Raw genomic sequence first — 22,767 nt, 5'->3', positions numbered from 1 at the left:
CGCTAGGGCGTGGTCTGGGAGTTGTCCAGCAGGGGGCTGGCCAGCTCGGTGGGCGTCTCCGTCGCCTCGTCGGGCGGCGGGCACTCCTCGGGCGGGCACGCCGAGGGCTGCCCCGTCGCCGGCTCCTCCGCGGTCGGCGTGGGCGTGGGCGAGGCCTCGGGGCAGTCGGCGGGCGGCTCGGCCTGCTCGGCGAGCGGCGAGGGGCAGTCGGTCGGCGTCGGGCTTGGAGAGGGCGACGGCCTGCTGGTCGACTCGGCCTTGCGCGTGGGCTTGGGGGAGGGCGGTGCCGACGATTCGGGCACCACGACGGCCGGCTGCGACTGCTGGGGAGCCGGGTCCTCCGGCGGCGGCTGGTGGGAGCGCGTGGTGGAGGAGTTGGACGGGACCTCGGAAGAGGTCTCGACGCCTGCGGGGGCGACGGTCTGCTGGATGATCTGGGAGCGCAGGTTGGGGACCGCCATCACGATCGCGCCGGCCACCAGGACCGCGCCGACGCCGGCCGCGCCCGCCCGCCACCAGAACAGGTTACGGACACCGCGCCGCGAGATGCGGGCGCGGATGATCTCCAGTCCTTCCGGCGAGGGCACGACCGCGTCCGCCTCCGCTCGGAGCGCACGGCGCAGGAGATCGCCGTACTCGTCGGGGGGCTGGGTCATGACATCTTCTCCAGGACCGATCGCAGGGCGGCCATGCCACGTGCGGTGTGGCTCTTGACCGCGCCCTTGCTGATCCCCATGGCGTGGGCGATCTCAGCTTCGGACAAGTCACCGTAGTAGCGTAGAACCAGTGCTTCTCTCTGTCGGGTCGGCAGGGCGCGTAACGCCTCGATCACGGCGGAGCGTTCCAGCTCGCCGATGGCGCCGTTCTCGGCGCTCGGGGCGTCGGGCAAGCCCTTGGGGGCGTACTTCTCGACGACTGCGCGGTGACGCAGCACGGACCGGGACCTGTTGACGACAGATTGACGCAGGTAGGCAAGTGCCTTGTCGGGGTCACGCAGCCTGCGCCAGGCACCATGGATGGCGACGAACGCATCCTGCACGACTTCCTCGGCTGTTGCAATGTCGCGCACCAGCAACACGGCGAGACGCACCAACGACCGAAAGTGCGCGCTGTACAGCGCGGTCACGGCCATGTCGGCATCCCACCCGACCGGCACCCCGCCCATCGACCTGTCGGCCAGAAGGGTTTCGGTGGTCACATCAGTGGGACGCGCGGCCTTCCCAGAGGGTTTACGCTCTTCCGGTTCTTGAGGTTTCCCCGGTTCGTTAGGGTGCATTACCCAGTCGTGTCCTCGCCAGGTGGCGCTCGCCCGACCCTGAATCGTCTTTTCAGCTGAAGTGTCGCACACTCACCCTAACTGTGTGGATCATCCTTCGCACGACACAGCTGATTACCGATTCGCAACGGACTTGCTAACGGCAGGGGGTCGATAGGGTGATCGGGTGAGCGATTGTCTCTTCTGCAAAATCGTCGCCAACGAGATTCCCGCCGAGATCGTTTACGAAACCGGCCGGACCCTGGCGTTCCGCGACATCAACCCGCAGGCGCCCACGCACGTGCTCGTCATCCCGAAGGAGCACCATGCCGACGCCGCGGCTCTCGCGCAGGCCGACGACGGTCTCGCCGACGAGGTGCTCAAGTCCGCCCACGAGGTGGCGGTCCTCGACGGCGTGTCCGAGGGCGGCTACCGGATCGTCTTCAACACCGGCGCCGGCGCCGGGCAGACCGTCTTCCACGTGCACGCCCACATCCTCGGCGGGCGCGACCTGACCTGGCCGCCCGGTTAGAACAGGGGGGCGAGGGACGCGGGTGATATTGACGAGAGCAATCGGCCTGCTCCCGGATACGATGGGCGGAGACGAACTCCGAAAGAGACCGGGAGGCATCAGGCCGCTGGCCTGCCCATGTCCGAACTACACGAATCCCGACGCACGGCACCTCCCTCGCGGACCCAAGCGAAGGTGCTGATACCGGACGAATACCCGATGGTCAGCCTCCTGGGCTCCCGCGACGAGCTGTTGCGTGTCATCGAGGGCGCCTTCAGGGCCGACATCCACGTGCGCGGCAACGAGATCACCGTCACCGGCAGCCCCGACGAGAGCGGCACCGTCGTGCGGCTCTTCGAAGAGCTCGTCGAGGTCCTGCGCAGCGGCGGCGAGCTCACCCCCGACGCGATCGAGCGCAGCATCGCCATGCTCCGCATGACCTCCGACCGCCCGGCCGAGGTGCTGTCGCTCGACATCCTGTCCTCACGGGGCCGGACCATCCGGCCGAAGACCGTCAACCAGAAGCGTTACGTCGACGCGATCGACAAGCACACGGTCGTGTTCGGCATCGGCCCGGCGGGCACCGGCAAGACGTACCTCGCGATGGCCAAGGCCGTGCGCGCGCTGCAGGAGAAGCGGGTCAACCGCATCATCCTGACCCGCCCGGCGGTCGAGGCGGGCGAGCGGCTCGGCTTCCTGCCCGGCACGCTGTACGAGAAGATCGACCCCTACCTGCGGCCGCTCTACGACGCGCTGCACGACATGGTCGACCCCGACTCGATCCCCAAGCTCATGGCGGCGGGCACGATCGAGGTCGCGCCCCTGGCGTACATGCGCGGGCGCACGCTGAACGACGCCTTCATCATCCTCGACGAGGCCCAGAACTCCTCGGCCGAGCAGATGAAGATGTTCCTGACCAGGCTCGGCTTCAACTCCAAGATCGTGGTGACCGGTGACGTCACGCAGGTGGACCTGCCGTCCGGCACGGTGAGCGGGCTGAGGGTGGTGCAGGAGATCCTCGACGGCATCCCCGACATCCACTTCTCCCGGCTGACCAGCTCCGACGTCGTGCGTCACAAGCTGGTCAGCGAGATCGTCGACGCCTACGGCCGCTACGACGCCACGCAGCAGGCCGGTCAGGAGCCGAAGGCCATTCAGCAGCGGGGGAAGCGGCGGCCATGAGCATCGAGATCAACAACGAGTCCGGCGTGGGGGTCGACGAGGAGAGCATCGTCGCCCTGGCCGCTCACGTGCTCGGCGAGATGGGCATCAACCCGCTCGCCGAGCTGTCCATCGTGGTGGTCGACGAGGACGCCATGGCGGAGCTGCACGAAAAGTGGATGGGTGAGCCCGGCCCGACCGACGTGCTGGCGTTCCCGATGGACGAGCTGCGGCCCGGCGGCGGCGCGCGCGGCGAGTCCGACGGGCCCGCCGACCCGGCGCTGCTCGGCGACGTCGTGCTCTGCCCGCAGGTCGCGGCCAGGCAGGCGGAGGAGGCGGGCCACAGCACGGCCGACGAGCTGGAGCTGCTGTGCACGCACGGCATCCTGCACCTGCTCGGCTACGATCATGCCGAGCCGGAGGAGCACAAGGAGATGTTCGGCTTGCAGGCCCGGCTCCTCGAGTCGTGGCAGGAGGTGCGCAACCCGCGGTGAACGCCTGGTTGCTGTCGGCCATCGTGCTCGTCGTCATCGGTGGCCTGATCGCCAGTGCGGAAACGGCACTGACGCGCATCTCCAGGGTGCGTGCCGAGGAGTACGCACGCGAGGGCCGGCGGGGCTCGGCGCGGCTGCAGGCGATCGTGATCGACCCGCCGCGCTACCTGAACCTGCTCCTGCTGCTGCGGCTGAGCTGCGAGCTGGTCGCCACGGTGATCGCGACGCTGCTGTTCATCGATCTCCTGCACGACCAGGGCTGGGCCTACGTGTGGGCGGCGGTCGTGATGATCCTGATCAGCTACGTGGTGGTCGGGGTCATGCCGCGTACGCTGGGCCGCCAGCACGCCGAGCCGGTGGCGCTGGCCAGCGCCCCCATCGTGTACGGCCTGACGCGCATCTTCGGCCCCCTGCCCAAGCTGCTCATCCTCCTCGGCAACGCGCTCACGCCGGGCAAGGGCTTCCGCGACGGCCCGTTCACCTCCGAGGCCGAACTGCGTGACCTGGTGGACCTGGCCGAGGAGCGCCGGGTGATCGAGCCGGACGAGCGCGAGATGATCCACTCGGTGTTCGAGCTGGGTGACACGCTGGTGCGCGAGGTCATGGTGCCGCGTACGGACATGGTCTACATCGAGCGCGGCAAGACGATGAGCCAGGCGCTGTCGCTCGCGCTGCGCAGCGGCTTCTCCCGCATCCCGGTCGTGGGCGAGAACGAGGACGACGTCATCGGCATCGCCTACCTCAAGGACATCGCCCGCAAGATCCACGAGTCGGGTGAGGGCGGCGGCAAGGAGATGGTCGAGTCGATCATGCGGCCGGCCGCGTACGTGCCGGAGAGCAAGCCCATCGACCAGCTCATGCGGGAGATGCAGGCCCGCCAGATCCACATGGCCATCGTCATCGACGAGTACGGCGGCACCGCCGGCCTGGTCACGATCGAGGACGTCCTGGAGGAGATCGTCGGCGAGATCACCGACGAGTACGACCAGGAGGCGCCCCGCGTGGAGCCGGTGCCCGACGGCGGGCTCCGGGTGACGGCGCGCATGCCGGTGGACGAGCTGGGCGAGCTGTTCGAGACCGAGATCGAGGTGGACGACGTCGAGACCGTGGGCGGGCTGCTGGCGCACGCGCTCGGGCGGGTGCCGATCGCCGGGTCGCAGGCGGAGGTGGCCGGGCTGTCGCTGACGGCGGAGACGCTGGCGGGGCGGCGCAACCGCATCAGCACGGTGGTGGTGCGGCGGGTCACGCCTCCCGAGGACGAGGTGGTCCCGGCCGCCGCCGAACGCGACTGATCCCCCCTCGGGGGCGAAGGCCGCAAGCGTTCTACAAGTCTTCTGCAAGCCCCGTCCGGCACTCTCTCATCACGACATCCAGTGCGGTGGGTGTCACAAAGGGGAGGCATCCGAAGGCCGGGTGGGGTTCGCGGCCGGAGGATGGCGTTCCTGGGGGGACGACAGCGTCCCGGCCTGCTAGCCGGTCGCGACGCGCGTCGGCGTAAAGGGTGTTCTCGTCCGGAAAACCGGATGGGGGCACCCTTTTTGCGTGTTGGTGGTCACTCCCGTGGATTGCCGCATTCGTCGGTTGGGGAGGCATTGCGCTAAGGGGGGATCATGAAACGAAAACCATGGATCATCGCTTCCGTGCTGGTGACGGGCCTCCTGGCGGGATGCGGCGGAGAGGGAGCCGAGAGCTTCATCGACGCGCAGGCGATGGCACAGTTGCGCGAGGTGCTCAGCAAGGAGCCGCCCTTGCCCGACGGCTTCACGGTCAGGCCGGAGCAGGCCTGGCGGATGCCGTTCGGGCAGGCGGACAGGAACTGCAGGGCCGTGCTGGAGCCGGCCGGCGGGCGGGCACCCGGGCAGGCGCTGACCGCGCAGGCCGCCGTCAGCTACCACGGCGACGGGCTCGGGGAGCAGGCCGGAGTGGGTCTGGCCCGGTACGCGAACGAGGGGGCCGAGGGGCATCTCGACGCCCTGGCGGAGGCGATGGGGGCGTGCCGCTCCGTACGCACCTCCAGCGGCACCGACCTGCGGCTGCAGGAGCTGCCCGTACGGGACGCCGGGGACGAGGCCGTGGGCGCGACACTGCGCGGGCGGCTCAACGGCTACCCCTACGCCATGGACGTCGTGCTGTCGCGCGTCGGGGACACACTGGTGTCCGTGGTGCACACGGGCATGAACGACGTGGACCCCGCCCGTACCAGGAAGGTGGTCGAGGCGGCGATCTCCATGGTCAGCGCCTAACCTGGTTGGGTGAACCCTGAAGACAGCAAGATCATCACCCTGGCCCGTGCCGCCAGGGCGCGCAACGGCTCCGCCGAGGGGGCGGCCGTGCGCGACGAGACCGGCCGCACCTACTCCGCGACGAACGTGAGCCTGTCCGCGCTGACCCTGTCGGCCGTGCAGGTGGCCGTGGCCATGGCCGTCTCCAGCGGCGCGCAGTCCCTGGAGGCCGTGGCGCTGGTGAGCGAGGGCGACCCGAGCCCCGGAGACGAGGCCGTGGCGGCCGAGCTCGGCGCCGGCAAGCTGCTCGTGGCCGGTCCCGACGGCACCCTGCGAGGCTGACCATGCCGATGTCGCCGTTTCTGGCGAAGCTGCGGGAGAAGGTCGGCGGCGACCTGATCATGCTGCCGTCCGTGTCGGGGTTCGTGTTCGACGACGAGGGCCGGCTGCTGCTGGCCCAGCACGGCGACCGGGGGCTGTGGGCGGCCCCCGGCGGCGGCGTGGACCCTGACGAGCGGCCCGAGGACGCCGTGGCCAGGGAGCTGCAGGAGGAGCTCGGCATCGACATCGAGGTGCGCGGCCTGCTCGGGGTCTACGGCGGCCCCGAGTTCCGCACCCTCTACCCCAACGGGCACGAGGTCGGCTACGTCATCGCGGCCTACATCTGCGCGCTGGCCCCGGGCTCCGCCGTGCCGCAGCCCGACGGCGTGGAGATCCACGACTTCCGCTGGGTGTCGGAGCAGGAGCTGCCCGGCCTGAGCACGACCGCCTGGACGCCCGGCGTGGCGCCCCTGGCGTTCGCGTGGTGGCGTGAACACGCTCGATGATGGGACACAATGCACATGTGACTTCGCCAGACAACCATCGCGCCGGATTCGCCTGTTTCGTGGGGAGGCCGAACGTCGGCAAGTCCACGCTGATGAACGCCCTGGTCGGCATGAAGGTGGCGATCACCTCGTCCAAGCCGCAGACGACCAGGCGCGTCATCAGGGGCATCGTGCACCGGCCCGACGCCCAGCTCATCATCGTCGACACGCCGGGCCTGCACCGCCCGCGCACGCTGCTGGGCGAGCGGCTCGACAGCCTCGTGCTGTCCACGCTGACCGAGGTCGACGCGATCGGCTTCTGCGTGCCGGCCAACGAGCCCATCGGCAAGGGCGACCGGTTCATCGCCGACAAGCTGTCGGCGGTGAAGAAGACGCCCGTCGTCGCCGTGGTGACCAAGTGCGACCTGGCGAGCAAGGAGCAGGTCGCCGAGCAGTTGCTGGCGGTGTCGCAGGTGGCGGAGTTCGCCGCGATCGTGCCGGTGTCGGCGCAGTCGGGCGACCGGCTCGACGTGCTGACCGACGTGCTGATCGAGCACCTGCCCGAGTCGCCGCCGCTCTACGAGGGCGGGCAGCTCACCGACGAGCCCGAGCAGGTGCTGGTGGGCGAGCTGATCAGGGAGGCGGCGCTGGAGGGCGTACGCGACGAGCTGCCCCACTCCATCGCCGTGGTCGTCGACGAGATGCTGCCCCGCGAGGGGCGCGACGACCTGCTCGACATCTACGCCCACATGTTCGTGGAGCGGCCGTCGCAGAAGGCGATCGTCATCGGGCACAAGGGCGAGCGGCTGCGCGAGGTGGGCACCAAGGCCCGCAAGCAGATCGAGGCGCTGATGGGCACGCGGGTCTACCTCGACCTGCGCATCAGCGTGGCCAAGGACTGGCAGCGCGACCCCAAGCAGCTGCGGCGGCTCGGATTCTACGACTGATCCTCGCCGATCTTTGAGATCATCGACACCGACCGGCGAAGACCCCCAGGCGGAAGCGGTGCCATGGCCAACCTCCTACGCGACGGCGACCCCACCCAGCTCGGCCCCTACCGGCTGCACGCCCGGCTGGGCGAGGGCGGCATGGGGCAGGTGTTCCTGGGCCGCTCCCCGGGCGGGCGCCTGGTCGCGGTGAAGGTGGTGCGGCCCCAGCTCGCCGACGACGCGCACTTCCGCCGCCGCTTCGCCGCCGAGGTGGACGCCGCGCGCAAGGTCGGCGGGTTCTACACCGCGCAGGTCGTGGACGCCGACACCGACGCCACCCCGCCGTGGCTGGCCAGCGCCTACATCCCCGGGCCCTCCCTGCACCAGGCCGTCCACGACCACGGGCCGCTCCCCCTGGCGTCGGTCGCGGTGCTGGGGGCCGGGCTGGCCGAAGGGCTCGCCGCCGTGCACGCCTGCGAGGTCGTGCACCGCGATCTCAAACCCGCCAACGTCATCCTCGCCGAGGACGGCCCCCGCCTGATCGACTTCGGCATCGCCCGCGCCCTGGACGCCACCAGCCACACCCAGACCTCCGCCGTGCTCGGCACCGCCGCGTACATGTCGCCGGAGCAGGCCGCGGGGCAGCAGGTCGGCCCGGCCTCGGACGTGTTCTCGCTCGGCTGCGTGCTGGCCTTCGCCGCCAGCGGCCGCAGCCCGTTCGGCGAGGGGCCCGTCCACGCGGTCGTCTTCCGCGTCGTGCACACCGAGCCCGACCTGAGCGGGCTGCCGGCCCCGCTGGCCGGCCTGGTGGCCGCCTGCCTGGCCAAGGACCCCGCCGCGCGGCCCGGCCTGGAGCAGGTGCTCGGCCACCTCACCGCGCTCGCCTCGCCCGGCGGCGGCCCCGGCCACGGGGCGTGGCTGCCCGAGGCGCTCACCCACGTCATCGCCCAGCGCCGCACCCTCGCGCTGACCGCCTTCGAACAGCCGGCGGCGGGCGCCGACGGCGGCGCTCCGCGCACGACTGCGCCGTCACAACTCCGGGCCGCGCAACCCCGGGCAGCGCAGCCCCTGCTGGCCGACGAACGCCGCCGCATGCGGGGCGCGGGCCCGCTGCACCCGGCCGCCGCCTACCAGATCGCCGTCTACGTGATGCTCGCCCTCTTAGGGCTGATCTCCGTGAGCGTCGTGATCCACCAGCTCGTGGCCTTCGACGACGCGGGGCGGATGCGGCTGAGCGAGATCTACTGGGACATCGACGACTCCAACGAGGAAATCAGCCTCATCATGCTGGTGGCCCAGATCGTCTCAGGTGTGGGGCTGGTGGCGTGCTGGCTGCTCTGGTTCCATCGCGTGCGGGCCGTCGCCGAACAGCTCGCGCCCGGCCGGCTGCGATACCGCCCCTCCATGGCCGTGTTCGGCTGGTTCATCCCGATCGCCAACTTCTGGCTGCCCAAGCAGATCGCCGACGACGTCTGGCACGCCTCCAGCCCACCCGGACGCGGCGGCGGGATGGCCCCGGCCGGTCTGCTGCACACGTGGTGGGCACTGTGGCTGGTCACCCTCCTGACCTGGCCCCTCTTCTGGCTCGACTGGACGGACTTCCTCAGTACGGACAGCGACGAGATCGACGGGGAGACGTACCGGGCGTACGAGTTCGCGCAGGAGACCTGGGCCATCCTGGCCGTGCACGTCCTGGCCGTGCCGGCGGTGATCGTCACGGCCTGGTACGTACGGCGGCTGAGCGTCATGCAGGCGGCCAAGCTCAGCGGCGCGAACCGCTGAGTGCCGTCACGACCTGCGCAGCAGCGCCAGGACCGACAGCACGACGACCGCCAGCGCGCAGCCCAGCGCGGCGAACCAGCCGAACCTGATCACGGGCGCGATCGAGATCATGTCGCCGAGCTCGAACGCGAACAGGTCGTGCAGGCCACCGCCGCCCGGCGGGTAGCGCAGCACCAGCGGCAGTGCCACTCCGCCGGGCACGACGGCCAGGGCGGCGAGCCTGGGACGGGACGACAGCAGCCCGGCCAGACCGCAGCCCAGCGCCACCAGGCCCGCCATCAGCGTGTAGACGCCGAACGCGTGGTCGATGCCGCGCATGTCGGTGGCCACCCCGGCGTCGATGAGGTTGCTCGTGGCCTGCCAGCCGCTCCACGGCAGGACGGCGCAGAACATGAGCAGGGCGCCGGTGGCGGCGATGGCCAGCGGGTAACCGCGGCGGACTCTCGGGCGGGCGGGCGTGGGCTTGAGGTCGTCGGCCACACGATCACTGTATGCCGGGTAGGTCCGGCTCACCACCGTACGCAACGGAGTCGTCACCAAGGTGCGGCAAGGAGTGGCGTGGCCGGGTGCTCACCCGCTCCAGCCGTCACCCGGGAGCGGCGCTACCGTGCGCTCGCCCCACTCCAGGCGGGCGCGGAGCTGGACGGCGTCGGCGGCCAGCGCGGACACCAGCGTGCCCGGGGCGGCCAGCGGGAGCACCGCGACGCCCTCGGCCACCGCCGCCTCCTTCGCCGCCGCGGTCAGGAACGTGGTGCCGACGCAGCGGGCCGAGCCGTGCACAGCGGGGGAGGCGTCGAGGGCCGGGTCGCCGACGGTGAACTCCTGCCTGAGCAGCGGCAGGCCGTCGCGGGTGGCGTCGAAGCGGGCGTGGCAGCGGCCCGGAGCCTCGCTGTGACGGCCGAGGACGATCTCCTCGCGCCAGAGCACGTTCGCGTCCGATTCCAGTGCGAGCCGTACCAGGAGGCGATGGTCGCAGCCGGTGGCCAGCACCGTGGGCTCCGGGGCGAAGCGCAGCGTGGCGCCCGCGCCGACGCGGGCGGTGACCAGCAGCTCGGACACGCCGTCACCGGGCAGGACCAGTGTGGCGGCCACCGAGCCCAGCTCCAGCCTGGTGCCCGGGGCGAGGTCCAGGTCGAGGGCCAGGCGGTCGCCGCCGAGCGGGCCCGCGGCGGTGGAGACGAGGTGGACGGTGTGCGGGCCCGTCTGGCGCAGGGTCAGCGGGGGAGCCGAGGCCAGGCGGCTGATCACGGTACGGCCGTCCGGGGCGAGGGTGGTCGCCACGGCGGCGCTCGCCCGCATGGCCCGGCGGCCGTTCGTTCCCGCCGCGTCGGCGCGGTCCGGCGGTGCCGTGCTGGGGCCGCTCGGTCGGACGGGCATCAGGAGACGGGGGCCGCGTGGGTGTGGGACCAGGCGTGCACCTGCTCGGAGACCCAGGTCGCGACCGTGGTGGCGGTGGGTTCCTGGCGGATCGAGGTGAACAGGACCGGGCGATCGCCCCGTACGGCCGCCGCGTCGCGTGCCATCACGTCGAGGTCGGCGCCCACCATCGGGGCCAGATCGGTCTTGTTGATCACCAGCAGGTCGGCCGTGGTGACGCCGGGGCCGCCCTTGCGGGGCACCTTGTCGCCGCCCGACACGTCCAGCACGAAGATCTGCCGGTCCGCCAGCCCCCGGCTGAACGTGGCCGTCAGGTTGTCGCCGCCGCTCTCCACGATCACCAGGTCCAGCGGGCCGAACCGGTGCTCCAGGGTCTCCACGGCGTCGAGGTTCGCGGCGATGTCGTCGCGGATGGCGGTGTGCGGGCAGCAGCCGGTCTCGACGGCCAGGATGCGCTCCTGGTCGAGCACGCCCGCGCGGCGCAGGAAGTCGGCGTCCTCGGTGGTGTAGATGTCGTTCGTCACCACGCCCAGGGACAACGACGGGCCCAGCGTGCGGCACAGGGCGGCCACCAGGGCCGTCTTGCCGCTGCCCACCGGGCCGCCCACGCCCAGGCGCAGCGCCCGGCCACGGCCGTCGGGGGCGTGGTGGTGGTCGTCGTGATTGGCTCCCATGTCGGGGTCCCTTCTTCTATGAGATGAACAGCCGGACCTTGGCCTGTGCGTGCTGCTCGGCCAGGAGGTCGAGGGCCGGTGACGAATGCGCGGGCAGGGTCTCCCAGCCCGAGGCCGCAGTCGCGGTGGCGGTCGCGGTCGTGGTGGAGGGGCAGGCTTGTGCGGCTGCGGCTGCGGCTGCGACGGTGAGGCCGGGGGTGAGGTCGGCGAGCAGGGCGTGCACGGCCACCGGGTCGAGGCCCAGGAGCCTGACCGCCGCGGTGGCCGGGCCGGTGACCGCGTGGTACGCCGCCGCCAGCGCTGCCTCCTCGGGGGTGGCGCCGGCCGCGCGTGCCGCCGCGCCGAGGGCCACCGGGTGGTGCGGGCTCGGCGTGATGGTGACGAGGTCGTCCAGGACGGGGGACGGCCACACGCGGCGGGCGACCCGGAGGAGCAGCCGTCCCTGCGTCCGGGAGGCGTCGCGCTGGGCGGGCGAGGCGGTTCTGGCGTCCACCTCGGCGTCCAGCACCAGCCACGGATGCGGCACCGCCGTCGCCTCGGCCGGCTGGGCGCCGTCCAGGCGCGCCGGCCCGCCCCGCACGACGTCTCGCCGACGCGGCGCGGATAGATGTGCTGGGCCGGGCGGCGGCGAAGGCGCAGGGGTGGGGTGGGGGGTGAGGTGGGGCGCTTGCGCGTGGGGCGCTCCCAGGCGGGTCGCCTCCATGCAGGCCGCTGCCGTGAGGGCTGCTGCCAGGGTGCCGGCCGTGTGGAGGCGGCCGTGGAGGAAGGAGGCCAGGGACGGCACGTCGTGCACCGCCCCCGACGCGACGGCGCGTTCGATGCCGCCCGAGTGGGCGTGGCCGCCGGCCGGGAGGCGGGAGTCGGTGAGGAGGAGCAGGGACGGGTGCATCAGAAGAGGAAGTACCGCTGGGCGAGGGGAAGGGCGGTGGCGGGGGCGGGCTCGACGAGGTCGCCGTCGACCCGGACCTCGAAGGTGTCGGGGGACACCTCGATCCGCGGCAGCGCGTCGTTGAGCGGCATCGACGACTTGCCCCGCCGCCGCACGTCGGCCACGGGCGCGAGCCGGCGGCGTACGGACAGCCGCCCGGCCAGCCCCGACTCCAGGGCGAGTGACGAGACGAAGTGCAGCGAGGTGGCCGCGGCCGTGACCGGTGAGGCGCCGAACATGGGGCGGGGCAGCACCGGCTGCGGGGTCGGGATGGAGGCGTTGGCGTCGCCCATCTGCGCCCAGGCCACCACGCCGCCCTTGAGCACCAGGTCGGGCTTGACGCCGAAGAAGGCCGGGTCCCACAGGACGAGGTCGGCGAGCTTGCCGCGTTCGACGGAGCCGACGTCGGCGTCCAGGCCGTGGGCGATAGCGGGACAGATCGTATATTTCGCGATGTAGCGGCGGGCGCGGAGGTTGTCCGCGGGGCCGGGGCCCAGCTCGCCGCGTCGGGCCTTCATGACGTGCGCCGTCTGCCACGTACGGATGATCGTCTCCCCGATCCGCCCCATGGCCTGCGAGTCCGAGCCGATCATGGAGATCGCCCCCATGTCGTGCAGCACGTCCTCGGCCGCCATGGTGGACGGCCGGATGCGCGACTCGGCGAAGGCCAGGTCCTCGGGGATCGAGGGGTTGAGGTGGTGGCAGACCATCAGCATGTCGAGGTGCTCGTCGAGCGTGTTGACGGTGTGCGGCCTGGTCGGGTTGGTGGAGGAGGGCAGCACGTTGGGGTAGGCGGCCACGCGGATGATGTCGGGCGCGTGCCCGCCGCCCGCCCCCTCCGTGTGGTACGCGTGGATCATCCGGTCGCCGATGGCCTTGAGCGTCGACTCGACGAACCCGGCCTCGTTCAGCGTGTCGGTGTGGATCGTGACCTGCACGCCGGAGGCGTCGGCCACGCTGAGGCAGGCGTCGATGGCGGCGGGGGTGGTGCCCCAGTCCTCGTGCAGCTTGAAGCCGGAGGCCCCGGCGCGAAGCTGCTCCAGGAGCCCTTCGGTGCTGACCGTGTTGCCCTTGCCGAGCAGGGCGAAGTTCAGCGGGTAGGCGTCGAGCGACTCCAGCATCCGACCGAGGTACCAGGCGCCGGTGACGGTGGTGGCCTTGGTGCCCTCGACGGGCCCGGTGCCGCCCCCGACGATCGTGGTGACACCGGACCCGATGGCCTCGTCGAGGAGTTGCGGGCAGATCAGGTGGACGTGCGAGTCGACCGCCCCGGCGGTGAGGATCTTGCCGTTGCCGGCGAGCACCTCGGTGGACGGGCCGATGACGATGTCCACGCCGTCCATCGTGTCGGGGTTGCCCGCCTTGCCGATGGTGTGGATGCGGCCGTCGCGGATGCCGACGTCGGCCTTGACCACGCCCCAGTGGTCGAGGATCACGGCGCCGGTGATGACCAGGTCGGCGGCCCCTTCCGCGCGGGTGGTCCTGGCCTGGCCCATGGACTCGCGGATGACCTTGCCGCCGCCGAAGACGGCCTCGTCGCCGGGGCCCGCCGGGCCCATGGACAGGTCCTCGGTGACCTCCACGAACAGGTCGGTGTCGGCCAGGCGGATCCGGTCGCCGGTCGTGGGCCCGTACAGCGCCGCGTAGCGGGCGCGCGAGATCCGAGCTCCGTCAGCCATCGAGCGGCCCCGCCCACTCCGGCCGCAGGCCGGGCACCACGCGCAGGCCGGCCAGCGGCACCAGCGTGACGTCGCGCTCGACCCCCGGCTCGAACCTGATCGCGGTCCCCGCGGGCACGTCCAGCCGCATCCCCCAGGCCGCCTTCCTGTCGAAGTCCAGCCCCGGGTTGGCCGCGGCGAAGTGGTAGTGCGAGCCCACCTGCACCGGCCGGTCGGCCGTGTTGACCACGCGCACGGTGACCCGCTCACGCCCGGGGTTGAGCGCGATCGTGCCCTCGGGGTGCGCGTACTCGCCGGGGATCACGGGATGGGCCTGTGGACGGTGACCAGCTTCGTGCCGTCGGGGAACGTGGCCTCGATCTGCACGCTCTGCAGCATCTCCGGCACGCCCTCCATGACGTCGGCCCGGCCGAGCACCGATCGTCCCGCCTCCATCAGGTCGGAGACGCTGCGCCCGTCCCTCGCCCCCTCCATGAGGAACGAGGCGATGATGGCGGTAGCCTCGGGGTGGTTGAGCCGCAGGCCCCTGGCCTGCCGCTCGCGCGCCACACCGGCGGCGACGTGGATGAGCAGCCGCTCCTGCTCGTGTGGGGTAAGCCGCATGGCCGGACCATAGGAACCGGCCGTTTCCACGCTGTTGCGGGCGCATGTCGTGTTGGTTTCGCGCCGCGCGGATGAATTTCCCGTGTCCCTGTGAACGTTCGGCAATCGCCAATTAACAAACGGGATCTTCAAGTGAAATGTCCCGGAGTCACCTTTCTCGCAGAACCGGTCGGCAGGAAGGAACTCCTGTGCGCATCTCCCGCCCACTCCTCTCCGCGATGCTCGTCCTGGCCCTGTCGGCCTGCGGATCCGACGCCGAACCCGCCGCCTCCTCCAACGAGATCAAGGTCGGCCTCCTGCACTCGCTCAGCGGCACGATGGCGATCAGCGAGGTCACCGTGCGCGACGCCGAACTGCTCGCCATCGACGAGATCAACAAGGCCGGGGGCGTGCTCGGCAAGAAGCTCGTGCCGGTCGTGGAGGACGGGGCCTCCGACTGGCCCACGTTCGCCGAGAAGGCCACGAAGCTGATCAGGCAGGACAAGGTCGCCACCGTCTTCGGCGGCTGGACCTCGGCCAGCAGGAAGGCGATGCTGCCGGTCTTCGAACGCTACAAGTCGCTGCTCTGGTATCCGGTGCAGTACGAGGGGCTGGAGAGCTCGCCGTACATCTTCTACACCGGCGCCACCACCAACCAGCAGATCATCCCCGGGCTCGACTACCTCAAGGAGCAGGGCAAGAAGCGGCTGTTCCTGGTGGGCAGCGACTACGTCTTCCCGCGCACCGCGAACAAGATCATCAAGGCGTACGCGGCGGCGAACGGCATGGAGATCCTCGGTGAGGAGTACACCCCGCTGGGTCACACCGAGTACTCCACGCTGGTCAACAAGGTCGTGCAGGCCAAGCCGGACGCGGTGTTCAACACCCTCAACGGGGATTCCAACGTGGCCTTCTTCAAGCAGCTCAAGAGCGCCGGAGCCTCGGCCGAGGCCATGCCCGTGCTGTCGGTGAGCGTCGCCGAGGAGGAGGTCACCGGCATCGGCGTGGACAACATCGCCGGTCACCCGGTCGCCTGGAACTACTACCAGACCACCGAGACGCCGGCCAACGAGGCGTTCGTGAAGGCGTACAAGGCCAAGTACGGCGCGAACAAGGTCACCTCCGACCCCATGGAGGCCGGCTACAACGCCGTCTACCTGTGGGCCGAGGCGGTCAAGAAGGCGGGCACGACCGAGGTCGAGGCGGTCAAGAAGGCCGCGCCGGGCATCGCGCTCGAACGCCCCGAGGGCCTGGTCACCATCGACGGCGAGAACCAGCACATGTACAAGACCGCCCGCATCGGCATCATCCAGCCGGACGGCCTGATCAAGCAGGTGTGGGACTCGGGGCAGCCGATCAAGCCGGACCCGTACCTCAAGGGGTACCCGTGGGCGGCCGGCCTGGCGACGGGACAGTGATGTCGGCCTTCGTCAACCAGCTTCCCATCGGCCTGTCGATCGGGGCGGTGCTGCTGCTGATCGCGCTCGGGCTGACGTTCACGTTCGGGCAGATGGGCGTGATCAACATGGCGCACGGCGAGTTCATCATGGCCGGCGCGTACACCGCGTTCCTGCTGCAGGACCTGGTGCTGGCCCTGCCGGTGGCGTTCCTGGTCGCCGGGGTGATGGGGCTGATCCTGGAGCGGGCCGCGATCCGGCACTTCTACGGCCGGCCGCTGGACACGCTGCTGCTCACCTGGGGCGTCAGCCTGGTGCTGCAGCAGCTCGCCCGCGACCTGTTCGGGGCGCCCAACGTGCAGGTGCCCGCGCCGTCCTGGCTGTCGGGAGGGGTGGGCATCCTGCCCTACAACCGGCTGTTCATCATGGCGCTCGCGGTGGCGGGCGTGGTGGCGGTCTGGGCGTACCTCACGCGGACCGGGCTGGGGCGCAGGACGCAGGCCGTGGTGCAGAACCGGCAGCTCGCCGCCACCAGCGGGATCGACACCGGGCGGGTGGACATGCTGACGTTCTTCATCGGCTCGGGGCTCGCGGGCGTGGCCGGGGTGGCGCTGACGCTCATCGGGCCCGTCGGGCCGGCGCTCGGGACGTACTACATCGTGGACGCCTTCCTCGTGGTCGTGGCCGGCGGGCTCGGGCAGCTGCGCGGGGCGGTGCTCGCGGCCGCCGGGCTGGGGCTGCTGAACTCCTACGCCGAGTTCTGGTCGGACGCCTCGCTGGCCAAGGTGATCGTCTTCGCCGTCGTCATCGCGTTCCTCCAGGTGCGGCCGCAGGGCATGTTCGTGCTGAGGTCGAGGGTGCTGACGTGATCAGACGGAATCTGCCCTTCGCGACCGTGGCGGTGATCGCGCTGGTCGCGGCGCCGCTGCTGCTGGAGCCGTTCCGGCTGGGACTGCTCGCCAAGTACCTCTGCTACGCGATCGTCGCGCTCGGGATCGGGCTGGCCTGGGGGAAGGGCGGCATGCTCACCCTCGGCCAGGGCGTCTTCTTCGGGCTCGGCGGCTACTCCATGGCCATGTACCTCAAGCTCAACGAGGCCGGCTCCGGCGGGCTGCCCGACTTCATGGTGTGGAGCGGGGTGGAGCACCTGCCCGCCCTGTGGGTGCCGTTCGCCAACCCCGTATTCGCGGTGGGCATGGCGGTGCTCGGGCCCGTGCTGCTCGCGGTGATCCTCGGCACGCTGGTGTTCCGGCAGCGCGTGCGCGGGGCGTACTTCGCGATCCTCACCCAGGCGCTGGCCGCCGCGATGGTCATCCTGCTGGTCGGCCAGCAGGGGCTGACAGGCGGCACCAACGGCATGACGAACTTCTTCGAGCTGTTCGGCCAGGACCTCGCCGACGACTCCACGCAGCGCGGGCTCTACCTCGTGGTGGCGTCCGTGCTCGGGATCCTCTACCTGGCCACCCGCCAGCTCGTCGGCAGCCGGTACGGCCGCCTGCTCGTCGCCGTCCGGGACGGCGAGGACCGGGTGCGCTTCCTCGGCTACGACCCGGCCCTGGTCAAGACCGTCACCTTCGCCGCCTCGGCGGGCATGGCCGGGCTGGCGGGAGCGCTGTTCGTGCCGGTCGTCGGCATCATCTCGCCCGCCCTGCTCGGCGTCGTGCCCTCGCTGGAGCTCGTCGTCGCGGTGGCCGTCGGCGGGCGGCACGCGCTGGCGGGGGCCGTGCTCGGCGCGGTCGTCATGGGGTACGCCAGGACGGCGTTCAGCGAGCAGTTCGCCGACGGCTGGCTCTACCTGCAAGGAGCCCTGTTCATCCTGGTCATGACGCTGGCCCCGAAGGGGATCGTCGGGATCGTCGGGAGGTTGCGCCGTGCTCGAACTGCGTGACGTACAGGTGGTGTTCGACGGCTTCCGCGCGCTCGGCGGCGTGGACCTGACCGTGCCCGAGGGGGAGCTGCGCTTCCTCATCGGGCCCAACGGCGCGGGCAAGACCACACTCATCGACGTGATCACCGGCCTGACCAGGCCCGCCGCGGGCAGCGTGCGCTTCGGCGGCCTCGACCTGGTCGGCAGGAAGGAGCACCAGATCGTCCGGCTGGGCGTGGGGCGCACGTTCCAGACGTCGGTGGTGTTCGAGGAGCTCACCGTGATCGAGAACCTCGACCTGGCCGCCAGCTTCCGCAAGCCGCTGTGGTCGCTGGCCAGGCGGCGCAAGGGCGTCTCGGAGGCCGTCGCGCAGGCCCTGGAGAGGACGGGGCTCGAAGAGCTCGCCGAGCGTTCAGCGGGCGTTCTCTCGCACGGCCAGCGCCAGTGGCTGGAGATCGGCATGCTGCTGGCGCAGCGGCCCCGGCTGCTGCTCCTGGACGAGCCGGTGGCGGGGATGTCCAAGGACGAACGCGAGCGCACGGGCGAGCTGCTCACCCAGATCGCCGACGACCACACGGTGATCGTGGTCGAGCACGACATGGAGTTCCTGCGGCGGCACGCCTCGGTGGTGACCGTGCTGCACGAGGGCAAGGTGCTCGTGGAGGGGTCGGTCGACCAGGTCAGCGCCGATCCGCGGGTGCAAGAGGTCTACCTGGGGAGGAGGAAGGCCGAGGATGCTGTCGGTAACCGGCCTTGAGTCAGGGTACGGGCGGGCGCGCGTGCTGTTCGGGGTCTCGCTGGAGGTCGGGCCCGGGCAGCTCGTGTGCGTCATGGGACGCAACGGGGTCGGCAAGACCACGCTGCTCAACACCGTCATGGGGGTGCTGCCGGCCACGGCCGGCACCGTGACCTTCGACGGCCGGGACGTCACCCGGCTCAAGCCGCACGAGCGGGTGCGGCTCGGCATGGGCTACGTCCCCCAGGGCCACCAGTGCTTCCCGCAGCTCTCGGTCCTGGGCAACCTGCTGGTGACCGTGGAGGCCGCCAAGCAGCCCAGGCAGGCCATCGACGAGGCGCTCGACCTGTTCCCGGCGCTCAAGCCGCTGCTCAAGCGGAGCGCCGGGCACCTGTCGGGCGGCCAGCAGCAGCAGCTCGCCATGGCGCGTGCCCTGGTGACCCGGCCCAGGATGCTCATCCTGGACGAGCCGACCGAGGGCATCCAGCCGTCGATCATCCTGGAGATCGAGGCGGCCATCGAGCGGCTGCACGCCGCGGGGCTGGCCGTGCTGCTGGTCGAGCAGTACCTGGACATCGCGCTGCGGCTGGCCGACACGTTCGTCATCCTGGACGGCGGTCACGTCGTACGGACCGGGACCGCCGAGGAACTGCACCGCGAGGACGTTCAGCGGCTGCTGGCCGTCTGACCCGTCCAGCCCCGGGCGGTCCTGACGATCTCCTCCAGATGGCCGCTGTGCGCGCCGTGCCAGTAGACCTGGCCGCAGGACGCGCAGCGGCCGTAGGCGTCGTAGCTGCGCCGCGTGCCGGCCTCCAGCACCTGCTCGACCTCGTCCTTCGTCACGGCCACCAGCACGCCGTTGCACGCCGTGCAGCGCGTCCACGGGCGCAGCGGCGGCGCGAAGCGTTCGAGCAGGTCGCGGAGCTGGTCGGCGGGGGCGGAGCCGCGGACGTACGCGCCGAGCCACAGCGCGCGGCGGCGCAGCAGGCCGCGGTCCTGCGTGAGCAGCACCCGCCGCTCCTCGTTGGCCTGCGCCACCAGCGCGGGGTCGTCCATGTCGTTGTGGTAGGCGGCGTCGATGCCGAGCAGCCGCAGCCGCCGCGCCAGCGTGCCCAGGTGCACGTCCAGCAGGAAGCGGGGCTCCTCGGGGAGCTGCTGCGGGCGGGGGACCGGGTGCACGTCCACCACGTCGCCCGCCGCGAGCTGGTGCGAGGGCGGCACGCCCCGGCCGTCGAGCAGCATGGGGCCCACCTCCGTCAGCGGGACGCCGACCGACTCGACGTGGTGGCCGAGCGTGGAGGTGTCGTCGGGGGTCACCTCCTGCCACTCGTGGCGGCGGCTCGCGGGCAGGAACATCCTCAGCTCTGGGGAGATGCGCAGGCGTGCGATGGTCACACCGTCCATTCTGTTCCACCGGCTAACGTGAATTCATGCCGATATCCCGCCGCACCCTGCTGGGGCTCGCCGTGCTCGCGGCGGCCGGATGCTCGGGCTCCGGGGACGACTCCTTCGAGCTGCGGCTGGCCACGGGGCTGGCGGGCGGGCCGTACCGGCCGCTCGGCGACCGGCTCGCGCAGGAGCTGCGCGACGGCGGGATGAGGGTGAAGGTGATGCCGACCGCCGCGAGCGTGCAGAACCTCACGATGATGGCCGACGGGCTGGCCGACGCGGGGTTCGCGCTGGCCGACAGCGCAGACGACGCGGTACGCGTACACCGCCGGCCCGTCGCCGCGCTGGCCAGGATGTACATGAACTACGCGCACCTGGTCGTGCTGAAGGACTCGGCGATCACCACCGTGCAGCAGCTCGCGGGCAAGGCCGTGTCCATCGGCGTCGAGGGGTCGGGGACCGCGGTGACCGCCGCCCGGGTGCTGGCCGCCGCCGGGCTGACCCGGGTCCCGGAGCTCGCCAGGCTCGACCTGGACGCCTCCATCGAGGCGCTGCTCGGCGGGAGGGTCGAGGCGTTCTTCTGGTCCGGCGGCGTGCCCACGCCCGCGCTGGCCACGCGCGACGACGTGCGGCTGGTGTCGCTGGAGGCGCTGGTGCCGGTGCTGCGGCGGCGGTTCGGGCCCGTGTACGAGGACGCGTCCGTGCCCGCGGGCACCTACGGCGGCACCCGGTCCGTCCGGACGGTGGGCACGCCCAGCTACCTGATGTGCCGCAGCTCGCTCTCCGCCGACCTGGCGTACACGATCACCGGGACCCTGTTCAGCTCCCGCGACCGCCTCCAGGCCCCGTCGGCTCCCGGAGGGCGGCTGGACGAGCGGTACGCGATCGGCACCGGCGTCGTGCCGCTGCACCCGGGCGCCGCCCGCTACTACCGCTCCGTCTACGGCTGAGGCGTGGCGGCCGGAGCTCCGCCGCCGGCTACGGCCGAGGCGGCAGCCGGAGCTCGACCACCAGCCCGTGCGGCGCGGCGGGCAGCAGCCGCAGCGTGGCCCCGCACGCCCTGGCCAGCTCGGCGGCGATGGCCAGGCCCAGGCCGCTGCCCGGCAGGTTGGCGTGTGCGCCGGAGCGCCAGAAGCGGCCCAGCGCCTCCGCGCGCTCCTCCTCGCCCAGCCCCGGGCCGTCGTCGGCCACGCGCAGCACTCCGTTCTCCAGGGTGACGGTGACCGTGCCGCCCGCGGGGACGAACTTCTGGGCGTTGTCGAGGGCGATGTCGGCGATCCTGGCCGCCGCCTCGGGAACGAGCGATATTTCGGAAATGTCGGTCACCAGCCGTACGCCGGCAGCCGCGTACACCTCCCGCCAGGCCGCCAGCCGCGCCGCCAGCTCGACCTCCTTGCCCTCCACGCCCGCGCCCGCCTCCACCTTCGCCAGCGCCAGCAGGTCCTCCACCAGCAGCGCCAGCCGGTCGAGCTCCGCCATCGCCTCCTCGAACTCGGCCGTCCCCTCGCCGCGCAGGTGCGGCTCCAGGTTCTCCAGCCGCAGCCCGAGCACCGTGAGCGGGGTGCGCAGCTCGTGCGAGGCGTCGGCCACGAACGCCCGCTGCCGCTCCATCGCCCCCGCGACCGCGTCGGCCATCGCGTTGAACCGCTCCTCCAGCCGCCGCAGCTCCGACGGGCCGGCCCCGGGATGCGCCCGCGCGTCCAGCCGCCCCTGCGCGATGGCCCGCGTGGTGCGGTCGAGCTCCGTGACAGGGCGCAGGATCCAGCGGGCCAGCCGCCTGGCCACCAGCGCCGAGTACGCCAGCGCGACCAGCGCGCCCAGCGCCAGCGCGCCCCACACCAGCGACACGTCCAGCCGGGCCTGGTCGGCGGGCGCCTGCAGCAGCACCACGCCGGAGATCGCCGCGTCCCGGCCCGCCGGCTCGGCCAGCAGCACCGTGGCCGGGCCGAACGGGGTGATCGTGGGCAGGTCCTCGGTCGTGCGGCCCGACAGGGCCAGACGCAGCGCGTCGCGGTCGTCGGCCTCGAACCGGCCGGCGGACAGGCGCAGGGAGCCGTCGCGGTCGCGTACGCGGACGGCGGCGCCGTACAGGTCGGCGTACCGGTTGATCTCGGCGATCAGGCCCGTGTGGTCGTCGTCGCGGGTCGCCTGGTCGGCGAGCTCGGCGAAGCGGGTGGCGTCGGCGCGGCGGTCGAGCAGCAGGCGGTTGGTGCGGTGGGAGGCGTACGCCAGCCCCAGCGGTACCGCCAGCGCCGCCACCAGGAACACGATCAGCGTCGTGAACGTGACCACGAGCCGCGAGTTCACGCCGGGCAGCCCAGCCGGTAGCCGGTGCCGCGCAGCGTCTCCACCAGCCCGGGGCGGCCGGTCTTCGAGCGCAGGTTGGCCACGTGCACGTCCAGCGAGCGCGAGGCCGACAGCAGCGGGTCGCCCCAGATCTCGTCCAGGATCTCCTCCCTGCCGCGCACCACGCCCGGCTCGCGCGCCAGCATCGCCAGCAGGTCGAACTCCCGCCGCGTCAGCGTCACCGGCTCCCCGGCCACCGTGACCTGCCGCGACTCCAGGTCGATGCGCACGTCGCCGACGTTCACCACGTCGTCGCGCTGCGGGCGCGGGCGCGTGCCGCGCCGCACCACCGCCTCCATGCGAGCCATCAGCTCCACCGTGCGGAACGGCTTGACCAGGTAGTCGTCGGCGCCCGAACGCAGGCCGCGCAGCACCTCCCGCTCCTCGGTGCGGGCGGTCACCACGATCAGCGGCACCGCCGACACCCGGCGCAGGCGGCGCAGCGCGTCCAGCCCGTCCATGTCGGGCAGCCCCAGGTCCAGCAGGACGAAGTCGACGCCCCCCGCCAGGCGGAGGGCGTCCACGGCCAGACCCGCCCGGATGACCTGATGGCCGTGCCGGGCCAGGGCCTTGGTGAGGGCGGCGGCGAGCCGATCGTCGTCCTCGACCAGCAGAACTCGCATAACGCCAGG

General features: G+C 71.8%; 27 protein-coding genes. 15 read left to right on the top strand and 12 right to left on the bottom strand.

Annotated elements, in window-relative coordinates:
- Positions 1–2: 2 nt before the first annotated feature.
- Positions 3–656 carry a hypothetical protein gene (locus HD597_RS38550; RefSeq protein ID WP_253748986.1) on the bottom strand — a complete coding sequence of 218 codons (654 nt, stop codon included), beginning with the start codon at positions 654–656 and terminating at the stop codon, positions 3–5.
- Positions 653–1,165 carry a SigE family RNA polymerase sigma factor gene (locus HD597_RS38545; protein WP_185112522.1) on the bottom strand — a complete coding sequence of 171 codons (513 nt, stop codon included), beginning with the start codon at positions 1,163–1,165 and terminating at the stop codon, positions 653–655. The genes HD597_RS38550 and HD597_RS38545 overlap by 4 nt, the downstream gene beginning before the upstream one ends.
- Positions 1,166–1,442: 277 nt before the next feature.
- Here HD597_RS38545 and HD597_RS38540 point away from each other — a divergent pair, with 277 nt between their 5' ends.
- The 9 genes from HD597_RS38540 to HD597_RS38500 all read left to right on the top strand — a co-directional run bounded on the left by HD597_RS38540 (position 1,443) and on the right by HD597_RS38500 (position 9,160).
- On the top strand, positions 1,443–1,787 hold the full coding sequence (locus HD597_RS38540; protein WP_253748984.1) for a histidine triad nucleotide-binding protein: 345 nt from the start codon (positions 1,443–1,445) through the stop codon (positions 1,785–1,787).
- 117 nt (positions 1,788–1,904) lie between these two features.
- A complete protein-coding gene (locus tag HD597_RS38535) occupies positions 1,905–2,948 on the top strand; it encodes a PhoH family protein (RefSeq protein WP_253748982.1) in 1,044 nt (347 codons plus the stop codon).
- Positions 2,945–3,421: an rRNA maturation RNase YbeY gene (gene ybeY / locus HD597_RS38530; protein WP_253748980.1), complete on the top strand. Its 477-nt coding sequence runs from the start codon at positions 2,945–2,947 to the stop codon at positions 3,419–3,421. The genes HD597_RS38535 and ybeY overlap by 4 nt, the downstream gene beginning before the upstream one ends.
- The gene (locus HD597_RS38525) at positions 3,418–4,713 is read left to right on the top strand and encodes a hemolysin family protein (protein WP_253748978.1); all 1,296 of its coding nucleotides are present in this window, start codon (positions 3,418–3,420) and stop codon (positions 4,711–4,713) included. Before ybeY ends, HD597_RS38525 begins: the two co-directional genes overlap by 4 nt.
- Before the next feature lie 318 nt (positions 4,714–5,031).
- A complete protein-coding gene (locus tag HD597_RS38520; protein WP_253748976.1) occupies positions 5,032–5,664 on the top strand; it encodes a hypothetical protein in 633 nt (210 codons plus the stop codon).
- A 9-nt stretch (positions 5,665–5,673) separates the two neighbouring features.
- Positions 5,674–5,985: a cytidine deaminase-like protein gene (locus HD597_RS38515; RefSeq protein ID WP_253748974.1), complete on the top strand. Its 312-nt coding sequence runs from the start codon at positions 5,674–5,676 to the stop codon at positions 5,983–5,985.
- Between the two features lie 8 nt (positions 5,986–5,993).
- On the top strand, positions 5,994–6,470 hold the full coding sequence (locus HD597_RS38510) for an NUDIX domain-containing protein (RefSeq protein WP_253748972.1): 477 nt from the start codon (positions 5,994–5,996) through the stop codon (positions 6,468–6,470).
- Between the two features lie 17 nt (positions 6,471–6,487).
- Positions 6,488–7,396: a GTPase Era gene (gene era, locus HD597_RS38505; protein WP_253748969.1), complete on the top strand. Its 909-nt coding sequence runs from the start codon at positions 6,488–6,490 to the stop codon at positions 7,394–7,396.
- A 63-nt stretch (positions 7,397–7,459) separates the two neighbouring features.
- Positions 7,460–9,160: a protein kinase domain-containing protein gene (locus HD597_RS38500; RefSeq protein ID WP_253748967.1), complete on the top strand. Its 1,701-nt coding sequence runs from the start codon at positions 7,460–7,462 to the stop codon at positions 9,158–9,160.
- Positions 9,161–9,166: 6 nt separating this feature from the next.
- Here the strand turns inward: HD597_RS38500 and HD597_RS38495 are convergent, their stop codons facing one another.
- The 7 genes from HD597_RS38495 to HD597_RS38465 all read right to left on the bottom strand — a co-directional run bounded on the left by HD597_RS38495 (position 9,167) and on the right by HD597_RS38465 (position 14,421).
- Complete coding sequence (locus tag HD597_RS38495; protein WP_253748966.1) at positions 9,167–9,640, bottom strand: hypothetical protein; 474 nt, start codon at positions 9,638–9,640, stop codon at positions 9,167–9,169.
- A 90-nt stretch (positions 9,641–9,730) separates the two neighbouring features.
- On the bottom strand, positions 9,731–10,537 hold the full coding sequence (locus HD597_RS38490) for an urease accessory protein UreD (RefSeq protein WP_253748964.1): 807 nt from the start codon (positions 10,535–10,537) through the stop codon (positions 9,731–9,733).
- Positions 10,537–11,211, bottom strand: a complete 675-nt coding sequence (gene ureG / locus HD597_RS38485) for an urease accessory protein UreG (protein WP_253748962.1) — start codon at positions 11,209–11,211, stop codon at positions 10,537–10,539. Before ureG ends, HD597_RS38490 begins: the two co-directional genes overlap by 1 nt.
- A gap of 16 nt (positions 11,212–11,227) precedes the next feature.
- Positions 11,228–12,100, bottom strand: coding sequence for an urease accessory protein UreF (locus tag HD597_RS38480; RefSeq protein WP_253748960.1), 873 nt, complete (start codon positions 12,098–12,100; stop codon positions 11,228–11,230).
- Positions 12,100–13,818: an urease subunit alpha gene (locus HD597_RS38475; protein ID WP_253748958.1), complete on the bottom strand. Its 1,719-nt coding sequence runs from the start codon at positions 13,816–13,818 to the stop codon at positions 12,100–12,102. The genes HD597_RS38480 and HD597_RS38475 overlap by 1 nt, the downstream gene beginning before the upstream one ends.
- The gene (locus tag HD597_RS38470; RefSeq protein WP_253748956.1) at positions 13,811–14,122 is read right to left on the bottom strand and encodes an urease subunit beta; all 312 of its coding nucleotides are present in this window, start codon (positions 14,120–14,122) and stop codon (positions 13,811–13,813) included. The genes HD597_RS38475 and HD597_RS38470 overlap by 8 nt, the downstream gene beginning before the upstream one ends.
- The gene (locus tag HD597_RS38465) at positions 14,119–14,421 is read right to left on the bottom strand and encodes an urease subunit gamma (protein ID WP_253748954.1); all 303 of its coding nucleotides are present in this window, start codon (positions 14,419–14,421) and stop codon (positions 14,119–14,121) included. The genes HD597_RS38470 and HD597_RS38465 overlap by 4 nt, the downstream gene beginning before the upstream one ends.
- A 188-nt stretch (positions 14,422–14,609) precedes the next feature.
- Here HD597_RS38465 and urtA point away from each other — a divergent pair, with 188 nt between their 5' ends.
- Genes urtA through urtE form a run of 5 tightly spaced genes read left to right on the top strand, consistent with a single transcriptional unit; the run spans position 14,610 to position 19,088 of the window.
- Positions 14,610–15,818 carry an urea ABC transporter substrate-binding protein gene (gene urtA / locus HD597_RS38460; RefSeq protein WP_253748952.1) on the top strand — a complete coding sequence of 403 codons (1,209 nt, stop codon included), beginning with the start codon at positions 14,610–14,612 and terminating at the stop codon, positions 15,816–15,818.
- Positions 15,818–16,666, top strand: coding sequence for an urea ABC transporter permease subunit UrtB (gene urtB, locus HD597_RS38455; protein ID WP_253748950.1), 849 nt, complete (start codon positions 15,818–15,820; stop codon positions 16,664–16,666). Before urtA ends, urtB begins: the two co-directional genes overlap by 1 nt.
- Positions 16,663–17,685 (top strand): urea ABC transporter permease subunit UrtC, encoded by a 1,023-nt coding sequence (urtC, locus tag HD597_RS38450; protein ID WP_253748948.1) that lies wholly within the window; start codon positions 16,663–16,665, stop codon positions 17,683–17,685. The genes urtB and urtC overlap by 4 nt, the downstream gene beginning before the upstream one ends.
- Positions 17,669–18,421: an urea ABC transporter ATP-binding protein UrtD gene (urtD, locus tag HD597_RS38445; protein ID WP_253748946.1), complete on the top strand. Its 753-nt coding sequence runs from the start codon at positions 17,669–17,671 to the stop codon at positions 18,419–18,421. Before urtC ends, urtD begins: the two co-directional genes overlap by 17 nt.
- Positions 18,399–19,088: an urea ABC transporter ATP-binding subunit UrtE gene (gene urtE / locus HD597_RS38440; RefSeq protein WP_253748944.1), complete on the top strand. Its 690-nt coding sequence runs from the start codon at positions 18,399–18,401 to the stop codon at positions 19,086–19,088. The genes urtD and urtE overlap by 23 nt, the downstream gene beginning before the upstream one ends.
- Here urtE and HD597_RS38435 read toward each other — a convergent pair.
- Positions 19,067–19,804: a Mut7-C RNAse domain-containing protein gene (locus tag HD597_RS38435; protein WP_253748942.1), complete on the bottom strand. Its 738-nt coding sequence runs from the start codon at positions 19,802–19,804 to the stop codon at positions 19,067–19,069. The genes urtE and HD597_RS38435 overlap by 22 nt on opposite strands.
- Positions 19,805–19,830: 26 nt before the next feature.
- On the opposite strand from HD597_RS38435, the gene HD597_RS38430 reads away from it, so the two are divergent.
- On the top strand, positions 19,831–20,739 hold the full coding sequence (locus HD597_RS38430; RefSeq protein WP_253748940.1) for a TAXI family TRAP transporter solute-binding subunit: 909 nt from the start codon (positions 19,831–19,833) through the stop codon (positions 20,737–20,739).
- Positions 20,740–20,767: 28 nt separating this feature from the next.
- Here the strand turns inward: HD597_RS38430 and HD597_RS38425 are convergent, their stop codons facing one another.
- The gene (locus tag HD597_RS38425) at positions 20,768–22,096 is read right to left on the bottom strand and encodes a sensor histidine kinase (RefSeq protein WP_253748937.1); all 1,329 of its coding nucleotides are present in this window, start codon (positions 22,094–22,096) and stop codon (positions 20,768–20,770) included.
- On the bottom strand, positions 22,093–22,758 hold the full coding sequence (locus HD597_RS38420) for a response regulator transcription factor (protein ID WP_253748935.1): 666 nt from the start codon (positions 22,756–22,758) through the stop codon (positions 22,093–22,095). The genes HD597_RS38425 and HD597_RS38420 overlap by 4 nt, the downstream gene beginning before the upstream one ends.
- Positions 22,759–22,767 lie beyond the last annotated feature (9 nt).

The organism is Nonomuraea thailandensis (assembly GCF_024172165.1).
Taxonomy (GTDB): domain Bacteria; phylum Actinomycetota; class Actinomycetes; order Streptosporangiales; family Streptosporangiaceae; genus Nonomuraea; species Nonomuraea thailandensis.
The sequence above is the reverse complement of the archived record's forward strand: the minus strand, read 5'-3'. Positions and strand labels throughout refer to the sequence as shown.